Source organism: Alishewanella sp. HL-SH05 (assembly GCF_052655985.1).
In genome coordinates, this window is sequence record NZ_CP199753.1 from 3221630 (window position 1) to 3237276 (window position 15647).

Here is a 15647-nt window from a genome sequence, read left to right on the forward strand (position 1 = left end):
CACCTCAATCAGGTTGAGATCTATACTACTAACAACATATAAATGGATAAATAATGATATTATGGAATAATTATCAACATATCATTTGTAATATAGAATTTATCTATGGATCGATTAGACACAATGAAAGCGTTTGTTACCGTGGCAGAACTAGGCAGCTTTACCAAAGCTGCTGAGAAACTAGAGACATCAAATCAACTAGTAAGTAAATATGTATCGCAGCTTGAAGATCAGCTTGGCGTAAGACTGTTTAACCGAACAACTCGGCGCGTTCACTTAACCCAAGAAGGTGAGCAGTGTTTACATCATGCCATGCATATTCTGGAGAGTGTTCATGACATGGAAAACCACTTTGGTGAGTTGCAAAGTACTGCAAAAGGTCTATTACAAATCAGTGCGCCAGTAGACTTTTCAACATTGCACCTTGCACCCCTTATTCGGGATTTCAAAAAAAAGTATCCGGAAGTAGGTGTTAACCTAGAGTTGAGTGATCGTAAGGTGGATGTCATCGAAGAAGGGTTTGATGTAGCTCTGAGAATTGGGAACTTAAAAAGCTCATCATTAATTGCAAAAAAAATAGCGCCAATAAAACTTGTGCTTTGCGCAGCCCCTTCATACATTGAAAAGTACGGAAATCCCAGCCAGCCTGATGAATTGAACAGCTCGCATTTCTTACATTACAGCTACACGGATTACGCCTCATCCAATCACCCACTCATGAGGGTATTACGCGCTAATTCACAGAATAATCAAGTAGGATTGACTGCAAACAATGGTCAGATATTGACGGCAGCAGCTACTGCTGGTGAAGGGTATATTCTACAACCAACTTTTATCGTGGGTGAAGCACTAAAACAAGGCAAACTCAAAACCATGTTAAATGACATTGAAGTGGATGCGATGAGCTTATATGCAGTCTACCCTCATCGGAAACTTCTTGCGCCAAAGCTACGTGTCTTTCTCGATTTTATGAGCTCTTATTTTGGAGACCCCCCTTATTGGGATGTTTATTGATTAAAATCTCCTACTAAGAGGCATTAACTGAGATTGGAAATGTCCTAGCTTGCAGTAAAAATACCCGTCAAACGACTATCTGCTAGCTTATGACAAATAAAACTCCGTAGCTCCTGCGCAAGCATAAACCATAAGAAGCTTACTTAAACAATGGAGGAACTGTTTTGGCGACTATAATAAACACCAAACCGGTGCCCTCTCACCTACACCAAATGAATATGCCGCTTTTTAAGCGCCGTTTTTCATTTCTGCAACAACATTCTGTGTTACTGAGCTTTACTACTAGATATACTTTTTTGCAATAAAACCGCTCATTTTGTAAAACGATTAAGCATAAGTTAATCTTAAAATAATTTTATTAAGCGATTTCTAACATAGAAATAGTAGAACCCGCTATCAGCCTTAAAATATTTAATTAGATATTTCATTATATTAAGTAAGATCCTGCTTATGTTGGTAAAAAAACAGCTGTTCTGCATTGATCTCGTTGCATCTTGTCGGCATAGTAGTTGATTCGCGGCATGTTTTTATTCTGGTGTGTTAGGTCTTTTCACCCAATGAACGTATAACTGCTGTAAAAAAATAAACACTTTTGCCGCATTTAGGGTTTTGCTATGTATCAAAATAATCAGGCTGTTGTCGCGCCGTCTGAACAGTGTGTGACGACTGTTACAGAGAAAGCACCACAAAACTTACATTGGACCACCTGTTTTAACCAAGATTTTGAGCTTAAAAAAGCTTTTAGCCGCGAAGATCGAGACCGCGTTTTCCGCTTAAGACATCAAGTCTACTGTGAAGAATTAGCCTATGAACCTGTCAGCCCTTCAGGTTTGGAGTTAGATGATTACGACCGCCGTTCTATTCATTGCTTATTGCAACATCGCAGAACGGGCGAATCTGCGGGTACTTTACGGTTAATTGCTTCAAACAACGACGCCGAACTGTTGCCTATCGAACATTATTTCAAAGACGAATTCACTCAACCTGACTTAGTTCCCAGCGCTTTTGATCGTGAAGCCGTGAGTGAGTTTTCTCGTTTAGCGGTTGCCGCCTCATTTAGAAGAAATATTCAAAGCCAACAAAACCCCATTTTATCGCAAGTCGCCGCGGTTTCAGATTCTGATACTCAAACACACTATCGCTACATTTCTGCCGGTTTATACCTCGCAGCCCTAGAGCAAGCACGCTTATTAAATTTAAAGCATGCCTATGTAGCGGTTGCCCCCGCTTTAGCGCGAATGCTCAATCGTGTTGGGTTTCAGTTTCAGCAAATCAGTAATCCGATTGAACTAAATGGCAAACGTGCAGCCTATTACCTAGACATTGATAAATGTATTCATACACTTTGCGATGATTATCGAGAGTTATGGCGAGTTCTTGCGGCACAGTTACGCAATGGCTCTTTTGAGCATTATAACGCTTAGCACCCCCAAACCTTTTTAAAGAGCATATTGTTTATATGGATTCACTATCTCAAATAGCACTGGGTTCAGCGGTCGCTGTTGCAGTAGTGGGTAAACACACCTCAATTAAAAAAGCCGCCTTATGGGGCGCTATTGCCGGAACACTGCCTGATCTAGATGTTTTAATCGATTATGGCGATGACCTTAGCAATATGGTACAGCATCGCGGTTTTAGTCATTCTTTGTTTTATCTAACCTTATTCTCTCCTTTGCTCGCGCTGCTTGTCTGTCGCATTCATAATGAAATGGCCCACTACAAACATTGGTTACTCGGCTTGTGGCTGGTATTGATCACCCATCCACTACTCGACACCATGACCATCTATGGGACACAGCTTGCCCTGCCCTTTTCTGACTATCCGTACGGTGTTGGCAGTATCTTTATTATTGATCCCTTGTATACCATACCGCTATTGTTTGGCGTTATTTGGGTATTACTGAAAGGGAAAACACTACTCGCGGCCAATACGGCAGGATTAGTCTTTTCAAGCTGTTATCTGTTGTGGAGTGTGGCGGCGCAACAACATGTAACCGGTGTAGTGAAAAGCCAATTAACAGAGATCAATAGCCACTCCACGAAATTGTTGGTGCAACCTACCGCGTTAAATACGCTACTTTGGCGCGTGTTGATCCGAACGGATGAAGCCTATTACGAAGGGTTTTATTCACTACTCGAAAAGGAAGCTACCATGGAATTGGTGCGATTTGAACAAGACCCTCTTTTGCTTGAGCAATATGCTTTGCATCCTGACGTGCAGAAGCTAGCCAGTTTCAGCCATGGTTTTTATGCCTTAGAGCAGCAAAAACATCAAATTGTGTTAACCGATCTGCGCATGGGACAGCAGCAAAATTATGCTTTTAGTTTTGTGGTGGCCGAGCAAGCAGCTGAAACCTCATTACGCTTACCGCGTAAATTAGAGCTATCAGCTACCCTCAATTGGATTTGGTTAACGCTAAAAGGTGAGGAACCTACTGAGTTTAGCCAATCACCTCATAACCAAACCAGTCCGGCTGCTGTGCTTGATTAGCCCCGCTCGGTTGTAGCTCAATATAGTAACCTTGCAGCTGATCGAGCTGAATCAAGTTATCAAGTTCCAATAAATCATCTTTGTGTGAGCTTTGTGCCTTAGTCAGTAACGCCGCCTTGGCACGCTTTTTAGCTTCAACCGCAGAGCTTGCCACACACAGCATAAACTCGTGCTGCTCTGCCATTTGCGATGGATAATAGCCACCAAAGTTAACAAAATAAAGCTTTTGCACTTGCTGCACCGGCTCAGCAACCAACGTGATGTGATAACCATCAATATCATGCACTTCTAAATAGCTGTCTAGGTGTAGGCCTTTAGCCTCACCAAACCATTGCTGCCGTAACTGCGGATAAGTATCTTTAATACTTTCACCGACAACAAAGCGTATATCATGCACTTCAATATTCGCGCCCGGAGCGGTACCACCCAAATACACCATAAATAATTTCATGTTAAACCTTATAATTTTACGCTTAAACCATCGGTCAAGGCTTTTCGATAGGCCACAAATGCCGGAATACACGCCAAGACACTGGCTGCCGCTAAAATGCCGCCCGCCCAGTACAATGTTTCGGTGCTAAAAGGCATCACGCTAATAAACAGGCCATAATGGGCTGCTAGCCAATCTTGCACACCAAATAACGTTAACAACAAAACTGCTGCCGACAGCAACATAGCAACCAAAGTTAATAACAGTACTTCTAATTGAATTAACCAAAAAACATACCACGGGCTCGCCCCTACCGCGCGTAAGATGGCCATTTCACGCTGCCGCTCGCGCATCGATGCCAGTAAAGTTGTCATCATGCCAACTAAACCGGCAGCAAGCACCATGAGTGTGATTAACAACAAAATATTCTCAACCATACTGAGCATTTGCCACAGTTCAGCTAAAGCCACACCAGGTAAAATAGCGGTTAACGGCTCACCACGAAACTCATTAATTTGCCGCTGCACAACAAAAGTGGCCATTCTTGAATTAAGCCCCACCATAAAAGCCGTTAACGACTTTGGGGTTAAATCCATTTCTAAGGTTTGTTCAGCGCTAATTTTACGCCCAGGCATTGGCGCGCCTTGCTGCCAATCGATATGTATCGCTTCTATGCCCTCAAGGCTAATATGCACGGTTTGATCAACTGGTGTGCCCGTGGCCGCTAAGATACCTTTAATCACAAAAGGCTTATCTTTGTGCTCAGAGAAACTGACGGCGCCTACACCATGCGCCAGCGTGATTTCTTGTCCCAGCTGATAGCCTAATTGTTTAGCGACTTCTGCCCCCAATACCGCCTCGTAGACGCCTGCAAATTGCTCGCCAGCTGCAAAGCTTAAAGCTTGCTGGTTGGCATAGCGATAATGCTCAAAGTAACCTTGATTTGTGCCTAGCACACGATAACCTCGATGCGAGTCACCTAGGGCTAGCGGAATGGTCCAACTAATTTGTGGATGCTTAGCAATACGCTCATAGGTTGCCCAACTGACATTAGCGGTTGCATTGCCAATTCTAAAGACCGAATACAACAATAAATTTAATTGCCCAGAGCGCGCACCCACAATTAGATCCGTACCCGATACGGTATTAGTAAAACTGCTGCGCGCTTCCTTACGAATATGTTCGATGCCCAATAGCAACACTAAACTGAGCGTTAGCGACAACAGAGTCATTAACGCTGTACCTTTCCGATTCCATAAACTCAGACGTGCCAGTTTGATTAACATGCCACCACTCCTTTAGCCAAATCAGCCATCGATAACTCAAAGTGAAAATAGCGCTTGAGTTGCTGATCATGACTAACAAAAATGACTGTTGTTGCACACTTATCCGCTTCGGTTAACAGTACTTGCATAAAGGCATCGCGATTATTCGCATCCAGCGCCGAAGTCGGCTCGTCAGCGATTAACAAAGCGGGTTGCGTTAACAAGGCGCGCGCAATGGCCACCCGTTGCTGTTGGCCAACACTTAAGGCACTGGCACGCTGCCGCTGTAAATCATCGGTGAGTCCTAGCGCCCTTAATAAATCGATAGCACGTTGCTGTAAAGTGATAGCTGCTTGACCCGCAAAGGTGGCGCGTAACAGTACGTTATCTAAAACTGAAAGATAAGGAATTAAATTGAGCTGTTGAAACACCACACCAATTTGACTGGCTCGCAGCTTATCGCGCTTTGCTGCGCTAAGTTGATGCATAGCATGGCCTTGCACCCATAATTCTCCAGCACTGGGTGCTGTGATACCCGCCAGCAAATTCAACAAGGTCGTTTTACCCGAACCTGAAGCGCCTTGTATAAATAAATGTTGGCCATGTTCGAGTGTTACTGCCGGTAGTGACAATTGCCAAGCACCGGAGCGATACCAGAATTGCAGATCTTTGAGTTCAATAGCAGGAATTTTCGGCTTGGTGGTCACAGGTACTCCATTATGCATGCTATGATAGCCTATAAGCTATTATGCAAAATTAAGAGGCGAAGCTCCAATGTTCAAGAAGTTGTCTGTTGCGTTTTCTCTGGTACTGGCCGCAAGTTTGGCTTTTAGCGTGCATGCCAACGAAGTAAAAACCATTGAGTGGACGGATTTAATGCCTGAAGATGATTTACAGGCGTTAATGGCCATGCCCGAAGTGGCGCATGATTATAGCCAACCTTCACCGTTTGAAGAAAACTACAATGGTGAAGATCCTGCCGCACAAGCCTGGCAGCAAATTTTGCAGTCTGCCAAAGTTAAACCCGAGTTCAATAACGTTAAAATCAAGATCCCTGGCTTTATTGTCCCTCTGGAATTTGATGCTGATCAGAATGTAACGAGCTTCTTTCTCGTGCCATACTTTGGTGCCTGTATCCACGTACCGCCACCACCACCAAATCAAATTATTTATGTGAGTGGTGCATCTAACCTGCGTGCAGATATGATTTATTCACCATTTTGGATAATTGGTACTATTACGACCGAAAGCATGTCTCACGATTTAGCCAATGCGGCTTATAGTATGAAAGCGGATAAAGTAGAAGAATATACTTGGTAATGTTACTCCGTTTATCTGCCTACAAAAAAACCGGTCACGTTAAATGACCGGTTTTTTTATCGGCTAGCGCCTGTTTAACCAATAAATGTGCTCACAAACGCACTCATCTGCAATCCACAGATAGTAATAGGCTAAAACGCATTACAGCACTGTTGTGCGGATGCATTAGGCTTTATTTAAAAGCGCACTTGGCTGTTACCCAGCGTCGCTTTAGCGGCACCTTGTTGACCATTTAACACCCACTGCACATCCATCGTTTGAAGCGATGGGAGCAGATTAAATAAACTCACATCAAGCTGTTGTAACAATGCCGGGCGCTGACATAAAAAACTGATATTGGCATAAAAATCGCCGTGACCACTGTAGGTGCGCTCGGTCAGATCCGTGCTCGCATCACTGGCTTGAATTTCACAGTTTGCATCCTTACTTAAATTTAACCACTGACCTTGGGATAGGATGTCTAATGCCAGCGTTAATTCTTGCTTTTGCTCGGCAGTACGCGGGGCATGTTCAAAGCCCACAATAGTAGCCGCCGCAGCTTGCAATGCTAACTGCAACTCATTTCCTTCTAAAATCAATGTCAGGCTGGCAACCCCATGCACATGAGTACCAAGCTGTGTAAAATCATCGGCCTCATGTGAATGCTCTGCAGCAGCATGCGTATGCTCATCGCCAGCATTATGCTGATGCAACTCGGATACCTCTGTGGCAACCTGACGTTCAGTTTTAGCGGTTGAGGCGGCTAACGCCTGATCGGTAGCTTGAACTTGATAAGCCAATACACTGCCTGTAACCATAAGCAAAGCAACTAATTTTCTTTTCACAGCACATACCTCTTAAATTTATTGCCACCATCATACTCAGATTTAGTCTGGCCGCAATGCTGATCTAGCTGATCTAAATGGGCGGTTAATCCCGTATCAGGCGATATTGATTGTAGTGGTCTGACGTAATGCCCAAACTTATTGTTATTTTAGGTGATCAACTTAGCCCCGCGATCGCCAGCCTGCGCGAAGCCAGTGCGGATGACGTCATTTTAATGGCTGAAGTTGGCAGTGAAGCCAGCTATGTGAAACATCACAAGCATAAAATTGTACTTATTTTCAGTGCCATGCGCCATTTCGCTGCTGTTCTAGAGCAACAGGGCCGCAAAGTTTGCTACGTTAAATATGGCCAGCAAGCCGGCATCCATAGCATGACAGACGCCGTAGCCTATGCGCTTGCGCAAACCGATATGTCAGAAATTGCCATAACGGAATGCGGTGAATACCGTCTGCATCAAGAAATTCTCGGTTGGTCAGCGCATTTTCAGCGGCCTGTCACCATCCTCGAAGACGACCGTTTTCTCTGCTCGAAAGAGATGTTTAACCAATGGGCTAGCGGCCGGCAGCAACTGCGCATGGAGTACTTTTATCGGCAAATGCGCCGCTACACCGGCTTACTGCTGGATGCTAAACAACAACCGGTTGGTGGGCAGTGGAACTTTGATAAAGAAAACCGTAAAGCCTGTCCACCCGATTTAGTGGCCATCCCCCCCTTAAATTTAGCCACGATGACATTACTCAGCAAGTGTGTCAGTTGGTTGCGACTGAATTTGCTGATAACCCTGGCTCTGTCGATAATTTTCAATATGCGGTAACCGGTAAAGACGCGCGCCAAGCTTTTATGCATTTTATCGAACAACAACTGGCCAACTTTGGCGATTATCAAGATGCGATGTTGGTTGATCAGCCATTTTTATTTCACAGCCTCTGCTCCATGTATTTAAATGCGGGTTTACTTGATGTGCGCTGGATGTGCCAAAAAGTCGAAGCCGCTTGGCGTAGCGAGAAAGTCAGTTTAAATGCCGCCGAAGGCTTTATTCGCCAGCTCATAGGCTGGCGTGAATTTGTACGCGGCCTGTATTGGCTGAAAATGCCAGATTATGCCGTGCAAAATTTTTTCTCTGCTACGACGCCGCTGCCCAGTTATTTCTGGAGTGGCAAAACCAAAATGCGCTGCATGCAGCAAGCCATCTCGCAAACGATGGAATACGGCTATGCTCATCATATTCAGCGCTTAATGATTACCGGTAATTTTGCCCTTTTGGCGGGCTTAGATGTGCAAGCGATATGCGATTGGTATTTGGCGGTCTATGTCGACGCCTATGAATGGGTAGAGCTGCCGAATACCATGGGCATGGCGTTGTTTGCCGATGGCGGAGAGTTAGCGTCAAAACCCTATGCGGCTAGCGGCGCTTACGTAAATCGAATGAGTAATTACTGCAAAAATTGCCATTACAAAGTAAAAGATGTTACCGGTGAGAAAGCCTGCCCGTTTAATGCACTGTATTGGGACTTTTTAGACAGAAACCATGAACAATTAGGTCAAAACGCTCGGCTGCAACTGGCTTTCAAAAACTGGCAACGCAAAACGCCTGAACAACAAGCTGCAATTAAACAGCACGCGTCTGTGTTGCTGAATAAGCTGGAGCAATTATGAGCACCTTAGTTCTACTGAATCAGGCATTACGCTTACGTGATAACCCGCTGCTCAATGCTGGCAGCGGTACTTTACACGCGGTAGTAGTATTAGATAAAGCCCAATTTTTCGGCCAACAATACGGGCTTTATCGCGCGAATTTATGGCGTTTAAATCAACAGATACAGGCTATCTTACAGCTGCAACAGGCCTTAGCCACTAAGCAGATCGGTTTAATATTACGGTTTGGTGATACCACCAGTACCTTGCAGGCACTGGCAAATGAGCTGAATGCCACAACGCTAATTGCGGCCGAGCCTACCTCACCGCACGAGTATGCTGCGTTGCAGCAATTAGCAGGCTCAATAACGCTAACACTGATCGATTGCAACAGCTTATTCGGTGCAGCACTTCGGCCTGATATCAATCGAATGCCAGACCGTTTTACTACGTTTCGCAAAAACCACGAACCGCTGTTGCAAGTATCGTTTCCCGTTACACCTTTTACTCCCCGCGCTGAACAACATTGGTCAACACCGCAACAGGCTGAGCATTACCACGCCAAATGGTCAGCATTAGATGATTATCGACATGCGAGCAGTGCGGCTACCCCCCCCATTATTACTGAAACAGCCGCTTGGCAACGCTTGCAGCAGTTCATCTGGCAAGAGCAGCATATTTTACATTACAAAGAAACGCGTAATGCGCTGCAAGGTGAGCATTACGCCAGTTTCTTTTCTAGCGCTTTAGCGATGGGCAGTTTATCCGCGCGCGATCTTTGGCAACAAATTGTTGAATTTGAGCAACAAGTACAAGCGAATGATTCAACCTATTGGCTTAAGTTCGAGTTGTTATGGCGAGAGTTTTTTCGCTGGCAAATGCGTAAATACCAATCTCGTTGGTTTAGCCAAACGGGTATAAAAGGTCAGCCGAATTTTCAACCACCGCAGCTTACCGCAACACAACGGCGTAAGTTTGCAGCATGGTGTGCTGGTCAAACTGGCATTCCTTTTGTTGATGCCAATATGCGCTTACTTAATCAAAGTGGTTTAATGAGTAATCGCGGTCGACAAAATGTGGCCAGTTATTTAATCCATGATTTAGCCATAGATTGGCGTTTGGGTGCGGCATATTTTGAACAACGCCTGCTCGATTACGAATGCGCCAGCAACTGGGGAAATTGGGCCTATATTGCCGGTTATGGTAATAGTGAAGCGCGCCCTTTTAATATGATAAAGCAAGCATTGGCCTATGATCCAAAAGCCGATTTTGTTCGACACATGTTACCCGAACTCACCGCTAAGGATAAAACAGCTCATCGCCCACAAGCCAACACACCGATCCCTGCTCAATGGCATAATTGGTTAAAAGAGTTGGACTAGCCCATGCATCTGTTATGGCTAAAACGCGATTTACGCTTAGCCGATCATGCCGCCTTGCACTACGCTGCACAACAAGGTGCAGCGGTTTTACCGGTGTATATCATCGAACCCGATTACTGGCAGCAACCTGATACCTCTTTGCGCCATTGGGCTTTTATTTGTTCAGCTTTAGAACAGCTACAGCAACAGTTCTCTGCCTTGGGTCAGCCTTTATTGGTCTTCTATGGCGCCGCAAGCCGAGTCTTTCGACAACTGACCGAGCAGTTTCCCATTACGGCGGTGTATAGCCATGAAGAAACCGGTAATTTATGGAGTTATCAGCGCGACCTGGCGGTAGAAAAGCTATGGCATGAGCTAGCAATACCTTGGCATCAGTATCGGCAGTTTGCGGTATTTCGGCGGCTTGCCGATCGTGATCTTTGGTTTAAACAAGCGGATGAGTGGCTAACACAGCCATTATTTCCTATTCCCAAACAGCTTCCTTTTATTACTGCCGCTAACTGGCAAGCCCCTCTGCAATGGCCAATACGCAGTAAAGATTTGCCACTTTGTCAGTCACCGCAGCAGGCAGCAGCACTGAGTAACACCTTACAGAGCTTTCTAACCAATAGAGTGAAAAGCTATCGGGGTGGCATCTCTTATGCTAGTAAAGCTCCGCAGGCCTGCTCACGCTTAAGCCCCTATTTAAGTTATGGCTTGCTCAGTATGCGCCAATTGCAACAACAGGCCTGGCAGCAGCGCAAGACCACTGAGCACGAGAATCAACAACGCGGTCTTGATGCTTTTTATAGTCGCCTGCGTTGGCACTGTCATTTTATGCAAAAGCTCGAAGATGAACCTGAACTAGAAATGCGTAATCTGCATCGTGGCTTTGATGGCATGAGAGAAAATGATTTTTCTGCGGGATTATTTCAGGCCTGGGCTACGGGGCAAACAGGCTACCCGATGATAGATGCCGCCATGCGCAGTTTGTTAGCTACCGGCTGGCTGCATTTTCGTGCCAGAGCCATGTTAGTGGCTTTTGCCTGTTATCACCTTTGGTTGCACTGGCGCCCGGTTGCTTTGCACTTAGCCCGCTGCTTTGTCGATTACGAGCCTGGGATCCATTATCCACAAATTCAAATGCAAGCTGGCACCACGGGCATTAATCCCAATCGCATGTACAATCCTGTGAAACAAAGTATTCAGAAAGACCCAGAAGGAAAGTTTATACGGCAGTGGTTGCCTGAATTACAGCAGGTGCCAGATGGCTGGTTGCATCAACCCTGGTTGCTAAACCGCCAACAACAACAGCAGTATGAATGTCGATTAGATATCGATTACCCCGCGCCCGTTGTGCCGCATGAACAAGCGATTAAATTGGCTCGCCAGCGTTTAAAACACTGGCTGCAACAGCATCAACCGGATTGGAAAGAGCAAAAACAACGAATTGTACGCAAACATGCTAGCCGTAAGCGACCGACGACACGAAGCAAGCCCATATCACGCAAGCAACTAGCGTTATTTAACGACTAAAGCGCTTCTTCGTCTTCTTCGCCCGTTCTGATGCGCACCACGCGTTCTACATCGAATACAAAAATCTTACCGTCACCAATACGCCCGGTTTGTGCGGTTGTCACGATCGCTTCAATACAACGCTCAACTTGGTCATCGGGTACGACGATGTCTAATTTCACTTTGGGTAAAAAATCGACCATATACTCCGCGCCACGATATAACTCGGTATGGCCTTTTTGCCGACCAAAACCTTTTACTTCGGTGACAGTCATACCTGTGATGTTAATTTCAGCTAACGCTTCTCGCACATCATCAAGCTTGAAAGGTTTAATAATCGCTTCAATTTTTTTCATGTTTTTTCGTCCATTCCCTCATTGATAGCCGCAGTATAATACAAGCCGCATAAGGCTTCAGCTTTTGTCTAATAATTAGTTGATCTTCTTCTGCTGAGATACGTTAAGATAAACAGGTACTAATCGATGAGGCTATTATGACTATGGAACAACATATTATCCGGGAAATGCGGGTATTGCCGCAAATTGACGTTGAACACGAGATCCGTCGCCGCATTGATTTTATTAAATCGCGACTTACCGCATCAGGCTTAAACACATTGGTGTTAGGTATTAGTGGCGGTGTCGATTCGACGACCTGTGGCCGCTTAGCACAACTCGCTGTTGATGAGCTGAATGCCACCGCAGCAAATACTTATCGTTTTATCGCTGTCCGTTTACCTTATGGTACACAAAAAGACGAAGACGAAGCGCAACTGGCATTGGGCTTTATTCAACCTAGCCATGTTGTCACTGTAAATATCAAAGCCGCCGCCGATGCCTTACATCAAAGCACCCTAGCAGGTATTGAAGGCTTACCTCAAGCCAATGCAGCTCAAGCCGACTTTGCCAAAGGCAACGTTAAAGCGCGCTGTCGTATGGTGGCACAGTATCATATCGCGGCCCTGCAAGGTGGCTTGGTGATAGGTACCGATCACTCTGCTGAAAACATTACCGGCTTTTATACTAAATGGGGCGATGGCGCTTGCGATATGGCACCGTTATTTGGTTTAAGCAAACGTCAAGTTCGTGCCTTGGCAAAACATCTTGGTGCACCCGCCACACTGGTTGAAAAAACGCCTACGGCTGATTTAGAGTGTCTAGCACCACAAAAAGCCGATGAAGCCGCGCTTGGCCTGACCTATCAGCAAATTGATGATTTTCTGGAAGGTAAAACAGTCGATGCTGCGGTTTCAGAGCGTTTAGTGCAAATTTTCCAAAAGACGCAACACAAGCGTCAACCGATCCCAACTATTTATGATCTGCCATAAATAAACATTTTTTTAATTTAAATTTAACTTTCATGAATTCTTGGCTACACTCTTGATTGTTTGATACAGCAGGAGTGTCGCCATGATCTCACGCGGTTTAAGCTTAATCGAATTACTTGTTGCTCTACTTGTACTGGTTATCCTGTTATCCATTGCTGCTCCGGCCATGTCTGAACTGATGCATCGGCAACACGCCAGCAGCTACATGCAACAGTTCAGTCGACATTTACACTTTGCGAGGATCCAAGCGAGCAGTAGCCAACAACCGGTCAAAATCTGTCCGATCCAAGGTCAACACTGTCAAGGACAATGGCAGCACGATCCCATTCAATTGCTGTTACTTGATCCAATTAATAATGAAACCGTGCTGTTACGCGAACTGCCCGCGCTTAAAAACGACCATCGACTAAGCTACCATCGACAACAATTACAATTTCGGCGCGACGGTAGCTTAGATGCTCTGGAAAATGGCACCTTTTACTATTGCCCTCCTAGTCGCTATCAATGGCATTATCGCTTAGTGTTAAACCAAGCTGGCCGCAATCGTTTAACGCGCTATGAGCAGGCTTGTCCGATTTAACAGGTCGCTAAACGGCCGTTAGTTCCAACACGACAGCGGCTCAGTTAAAGTATGATTGCGCTGCCCCAGATGATTAAGACTAAAACGTAAACAGTCACGATCTTGGGTTTGCGGCCCCTCTGCCGTTACGCGCAACTGATAGGCAAATTTCCCTGCCGTGAGCTCAACAGTAATTCGATAACGCCCTGACTCAGATAAGCTTTGCACAAAGCCTAACTGAGCCAAGTCAGCGGTATAAGCACCATAATCTGCTAACCTTTGCTCTTGCCTATTCGCGAGAATGAGCAAGGTTTTCACCGCTTCAGCGCGATAACTGCGCAGCACATACTGCTGATAAGCGGGATAAGCGATAGCCCCTAATATGCCGATCAGTAGCACTACAATCAGCATTTCAATAAGCGTGACACCACGCGCTTGCATTAGTGAGCCCCTTGTTCACTTCGATAGGTTGCTAAACGCTGCCAAATAGGAAACTTATCCAAACTTAACGGCTCACTGCAGTGATAACACTCTGCACTCACTTTACGTAAATTCGTTAATAACAAGCGGTTTTGAAAGTCTGAACCTAACTCTAATTTAATGCTTTTATCCGCATTTTGACGCAAACGCAGTTGCGCATCCGCCAGAAAAGGCACCGTCATCATTCGCTCTGCATAAACTCGACCGCCAGTATGCACTTGCAGCGCATATAATAACTGCTCAGTTTGCTCTGTTTCACACTCTGCAGCAGTGTCTGTTTTGGCGACAGGGGCATACAAAACACCGGCAGCGACCAACGGTTTGCTGCTAATTTTGCCTGGTAAATGTATCTTCCAACCGGCATTAGACAGTAATGCGCGCCAATCTTGTGCACTGAGTGTTTGGGGTTGTTCTGCTGGATCTAATAAGGTTCGGTCGGCGAGGTGTTGATAATGAATAACGCTTTGCTGCAACCGATTTAAACCAAATCGTAATAGCATAATGCTATCGTGCCCGGTTTGCGGGTGACGGCCAATGACCAATACTAAATACTGATCGGCAATACCCCAACTGGGTGGCGCTAGGGTCGTTGGTAGCTTCGTTCTAAGTAGGCCAGCGGTTGCAATAAAGCGTAGGCCACTTGCGGTTAAATCTGCCATTTCTCGGGCAACACCAAACTGACCATCGGCATAGGGTAAACGCCAAAGTAAACCTTCACGACTGAGTAACCAAATATGATCGACGACACCATCAAGGTTACGATCTTCAACTAAGGGTTGAGCTTGAATACGCGAATGTATACCCGTTGTGGTAAGCTCAAGGTGAGCGACAACCTTCCCCAGTTTATCTTCAGTTAATAGCAGCTGCTGAGCTGATTCACTACTTTGCAACCACAGTTGCCCGTTCAGATCATGCTGAAGCTTCACTTGCGTTGCCTCGGGGGTTAAAGGTGGGCAAAGCGCATGTACTGGTAGCGCTAAAATGGCTAACAATAGAAGAAAGCGCATCATGGCTTATCCTCCGCAAACCGAAAGCGTTTTCGCAGCAAAATGCTATTATAACGAGCGAACACTGGCCGCTCATCACTGCGTAAAGCTGTTTCAACAAATAGCAGCTCACACTGCAATTCAGGATCACTCCACGCTGCGTAAATGGCAGGACAAGCAGGCATATCCCAGCTATTTCGAGGTAATTCTTCAGGATCAACATTATTTAACATCATCAAATGTTGTTCTAAAGCACGAAACTCTAACTGCAACTGCTGCTGAGCTGCCTGTGCAGACTTAGCACTTAACTTGCTGATAAATAAATTACTGCCTACAACTAATAACATAACCGTTAAGAACAACAGTGCAGTGAGTAAAACCATGCCGCGATTTCTCATAGCGCCTCCGAAGTATCAATAACAATAATGTAACTAACCGT

General features: G+C 45.4%; 17 protein-coding genes and 1 pseudogene. 10 read left to right on the forward strand and 8 right to left on the reverse strand.

From position 1 onward, the window contains the following. The first annotated feature begins 105 nt into the window (after nucleotides 1-105). The 3 genes from ACUJFL_RS14725 to ACUJFL_RS14735 all read left to right on the forward strand — a co-directional run bounded on the left by ACUJFL_RS14725 (nucleotide 106) and on the right by ACUJFL_RS14735 (nucleotide 3505). A complete protein-coding gene (locus ACUJFL_RS14725; RefSeq protein WP_445427887.1) occupies nucleotides 106-1014 on the forward strand; it encodes a LysR substrate-binding domain-containing protein in 909 nt (302 codons plus the stop codon). Between the two features lie 614 nt (nucleotides 1015-1628). Next, entirely contained in the window at nucleotides 1629-2438 is an 810-nt protein-coding gene (locus ACUJFL_RS14730) for a PEP-CTERM/exosortase system-associated acyltransferase (RefSeq protein WP_306177636.1), read from the forward strand. Nucleotides 2439-2473: 35 nt separating this feature from the next. Continuing rightward, nucleotides 2474-3505, forward strand: coding sequence for a metal-dependent hydrolase (locus ACUJFL_RS14735; protein ID WP_445427888.1), 1032 nt, complete (start codon nucleotides 2474-2476; stop codon nucleotides 3503-3505). Here the strand turns inward: ACUJFL_RS14735 and ACUJFL_RS14740 are convergent. Genes ACUJFL_RS14740 through ACUJFL_RS14750 form a run of 3 tightly spaced genes read right to left on the reverse strand, consistent with a single transcriptional unit; the run spans nucleotide 3456 to nucleotide 5907 of the window. Continuing rightward, nucleotides 3456-3956 carry a DUF1543 domain-containing protein gene (locus tag ACUJFL_RS14740; protein WP_445427889.1) on the reverse strand — a complete coding sequence of 167 codons (501 nt, stop codon included), beginning with the start codon at nucleotides 3954-3956 and terminating at the stop codon, nucleotides 3456-3458. The genes ACUJFL_RS14735 and ACUJFL_RS14740 overlap by 50 nt on opposite strands. An 8-nt stretch (nucleotides 3957-3964) precedes the next feature. After that, on the reverse strand, nucleotides 3965-5221 hold the full coding sequence (locus tag ACUJFL_RS14745) for an ABC transporter permease (protein WP_445427890.1): 1257 nt from the start codon (nucleotides 5219-5221) through the stop codon (nucleotides 3965-3967). Next, on the reverse strand, nucleotides 5215-5907 hold the full coding sequence (locus tag ACUJFL_RS14750; protein WP_445427891.1) for an ABC transporter ATP-binding protein: 693 nt from the start codon (nucleotides 5905-5907) through the stop codon (nucleotides 5215-5217). Before ACUJFL_RS14750 ends, ACUJFL_RS14745 begins: the two co-directional genes overlap by 7 nt. 67 nt (nucleotides 5908-5974) lie before the next feature. On the opposite strand from ACUJFL_RS14750, the gene ACUJFL_RS14755 reads away from it, so the two are divergent. Next, on the forward strand, nucleotides 5975-6520 hold the full coding sequence (locus ACUJFL_RS14755; protein ID WP_226751165.1) for a DUF3299 domain-containing protein: 546 nt from the start codon (nucleotides 5975-5977) through the stop codon (nucleotides 6518-6520). A 176-nt stretch (nucleotides 6521-6696) separates the two neighbouring features. Here ACUJFL_RS14755 and ACUJFL_RS14760 read toward each other — a convergent pair whose 3' ends face one another. Continuing rightward, nucleotides 6697-7344 (reverse strand): ZrgA family zinc uptake protein, encoded by a 648-nt coding sequence (locus ACUJFL_RS14760; protein ID WP_445427892.1) that lies wholly within the window; start codon nucleotides 7342-7344, stop codon nucleotides 6697-6699. A 128-nt stretch (nucleotides 7345-7472) separates the two neighbouring features. Here ACUJFL_RS14760 and ACUJFL_RS14765 point away from each other — a divergent pair. From ACUJFL_RS14765 to ACUJFL_RS14780, 4 genes and pseudogenes are all read left to right on the forward strand, one after another. Continuing rightward, a pseudogene (locus ACUJFL_RS14765) lies at nucleotides 7473-8092 on the forward strand (cryptochrome/photolyase family protein); the annotation flags it as partial. 6 nt (nucleotides 8093-8098) lie between these two features. Then, the gene (locus ACUJFL_RS14770) at nucleotides 8099-9001 is read left to right on the forward strand and encodes a hypothetical protein (protein ID WP_445429110.1); all 903 of its coding nucleotides are present in this window, start codon (nucleotides 8099-8101) and stop codon (nucleotides 8999-9001) included. Further along, complete coding sequence (locus ACUJFL_RS14775; RefSeq protein WP_445427893.1) at nucleotides 8998-10362, forward strand: DASH family cryptochrome; 1365 nt, start codon at nucleotides 8998-9000, stop codon at nucleotides 10360-10362. The genes ACUJFL_RS14770 and ACUJFL_RS14775 overlap by 4 nt, the downstream gene beginning before the upstream one ends. 3 nt (nucleotides 10363-10365) lie before the next feature. After that, complete coding sequence (locus ACUJFL_RS14780; protein WP_445427894.1) at nucleotides 10366-11877, forward strand: FAD-binding domain-containing protein; 1512 nt, start codon at nucleotides 10366-10368, stop codon at nucleotides 11875-11877. Here ACUJFL_RS14780 and glnB read toward each other — a convergent pair. Next, a complete protein-coding gene (glnB, locus tag ACUJFL_RS14785; protein WP_226751160.1) occupies nucleotides 11874-12212 on the reverse strand; it encodes a nitrogen regulatory protein P-II in 339 nt (112 codons plus the stop codon). The genes ACUJFL_RS14780 and glnB overlap by 4 nt on opposite strands. A gap of 143 nt (nucleotides 12213-12355) precedes the next feature. Here glnB and nadE point away from each other — a divergent pair, with 143 nt between their 5' ends. Continuing rightward, nucleotides 12356-13183: an ammonia-dependent NAD(+) synthetase gene (gene nadE / locus ACUJFL_RS14790; protein ID WP_445429097.1), complete on the forward strand. Its 828-nt coding sequence runs from the start codon at nucleotides 12356-12358 to the stop codon at nucleotides 13181-13183. Between the two features lie 82 nt (nucleotides 13184-13265). Beyond that, nucleotides 13266-13763: a GspH/FimT family protein gene (locus ACUJFL_RS14795; RefSeq protein ID WP_445425380.1), complete on the forward strand. Its 498-nt coding sequence runs from the start codon at nucleotides 13266-13268 to the stop codon at nucleotides 13761-13763. A gap of 18 nt (nucleotides 13764-13781) precedes the next feature. On the opposite strand, the gene ACUJFL_RS14800 is transcribed toward ACUJFL_RS14795, so the two are convergent. Genes ACUJFL_RS14800 through ACUJFL_RS14810 form a run of 3 tightly spaced genes read right to left on the reverse strand, consistent with a single transcriptional unit; the run spans nucleotide 13782 to nucleotide 15606 of the window. Beyond that, the gene (locus ACUJFL_RS14800) at nucleotides 13782-14183 is read right to left on the reverse strand and encodes a type IV pilin protein (protein WP_445425381.1); all 402 of its coding nucleotides are present in this window, start codon (nucleotides 14181-14183) and stop codon (nucleotides 13782-13784) included. Further along, nucleotides 14183-15232, reverse strand: coding sequence for a hypothetical protein (locus tag ACUJFL_RS14805; RefSeq protein ID WP_226751156.1), 1050 nt, complete (start codon nucleotides 15230-15232; stop codon nucleotides 14183-14185). The genes ACUJFL_RS14800 and ACUJFL_RS14805 overlap by 1 nt, the downstream gene beginning before the upstream one ends. Then, nucleotides 15229-15606, reverse strand: a complete 378-nt coding sequence (locus ACUJFL_RS14810) for a hypothetical protein (protein ID WP_226751155.1) — start codon at nucleotides 15604-15606, stop codon at nucleotides 15229-15231. Before ACUJFL_RS14810 ends, ACUJFL_RS14805 begins: the two co-directional genes overlap by 4 nt. Nucleotides 15607-15647: the final 41 nt, after the last annotated feature.

Excerpts from the sequence above, each read along its gene's own strand:
- ACUJFL_RS14725 (WP_445427887.1), top strand. The coding sequence starts at position 106 with ATGGATCGATTAGACACAATGAAAGCGTTTGTTACCGTGGCAGAACTA.
- ACUJFL_RS14730 (WP_306177636.1), top strand. The coding sequence starts at position 1,629 with ATGTATCAAAATAATCAGGCTGTTGTCGCGCCGTCTGAACAGTGTGTG.
- ACUJFL_RS14735 (WP_445427888.1), top strand. The coding sequence starts at position 2,474 with ATGGATTCACTATCTCAAATAGCACTGGGTTCAGCGGTCGCTGTTGCA.
- ACUJFL_RS14740 (WP_445427889.1), bottom strand. The coding sequence starts at position 3,956 with ATGAAATTATTTATGGTGTATTTGGGTGGTACCGCTCCGGGCGCGAAT.
- ACUJFL_RS14745 (WP_445427890.1), bottom strand. The coding sequence starts at position 5,221 with ATGTTAATCAAACTGGCACGTCTGAGTTTATGGAATCGGAAAGGTACA.
- ACUJFL_RS14755 (WP_226751165.1), top strand. The coding sequence starts at position 5,975 with ATGTTCAAGAAGTTGTCTGTTGCGTTTTCTCTGGTACTGGCCGCAAGT.
- ACUJFL_RS14775 (WP_445427893.1), top strand. The coding sequence starts at position 8,998 with ATGAGCACCTTAGTTCTACTGAATCAGGCATTACGCTTACGTGATAAC.
- ACUJFL_RS14780 (WP_445427894.1), top strand. The coding sequence starts at position 10,366 with ATGCATCTGTTATGGCTAAAACGCGATTTACGCTTAGCCGATCATGCC.
- glnB (WP_226751160.1), bottom strand. The coding sequence starts at position 12,212 with ATGAAAAAAATTGAAGCGATTATTAAACCTTTCAAGCTTGATGATGTG.
- nadE (WP_445429097.1), top strand. The coding sequence starts at position 12,356 with ATGGAACAACATATTATCCGGGAAATGCGGGTATTGCCGCAAATTGAC.
- ACUJFL_RS14795 (WP_445425380.1), top strand. The coding sequence starts at position 13,266 with ATGATCTCACGCGGTTTAAGCTTAATCGAATTACTTGTTGCTCTACTT.
- ACUJFL_RS14800 (WP_445425381.1), bottom strand. The coding sequence starts at position 14,183 with ATGCAAGCGCGTGGTGTCACGCTTATTGAAATGCTGATTGTAGTGCTA.
- ACUJFL_RS14805 (WP_226751156.1), bottom strand. The coding sequence starts at position 15,232 with ATGATGCGCTTTCTTCTATTGTTAGCCATTTTAGCGCTACCAGTACAT.
- ACUJFL_RS14810 (WP_226751155.1), bottom strand. The coding sequence starts at position 15,606 with ATGAGAAATCGCGGCATGGTTTTACTCACTGCACTGTTGTTCTTAACG.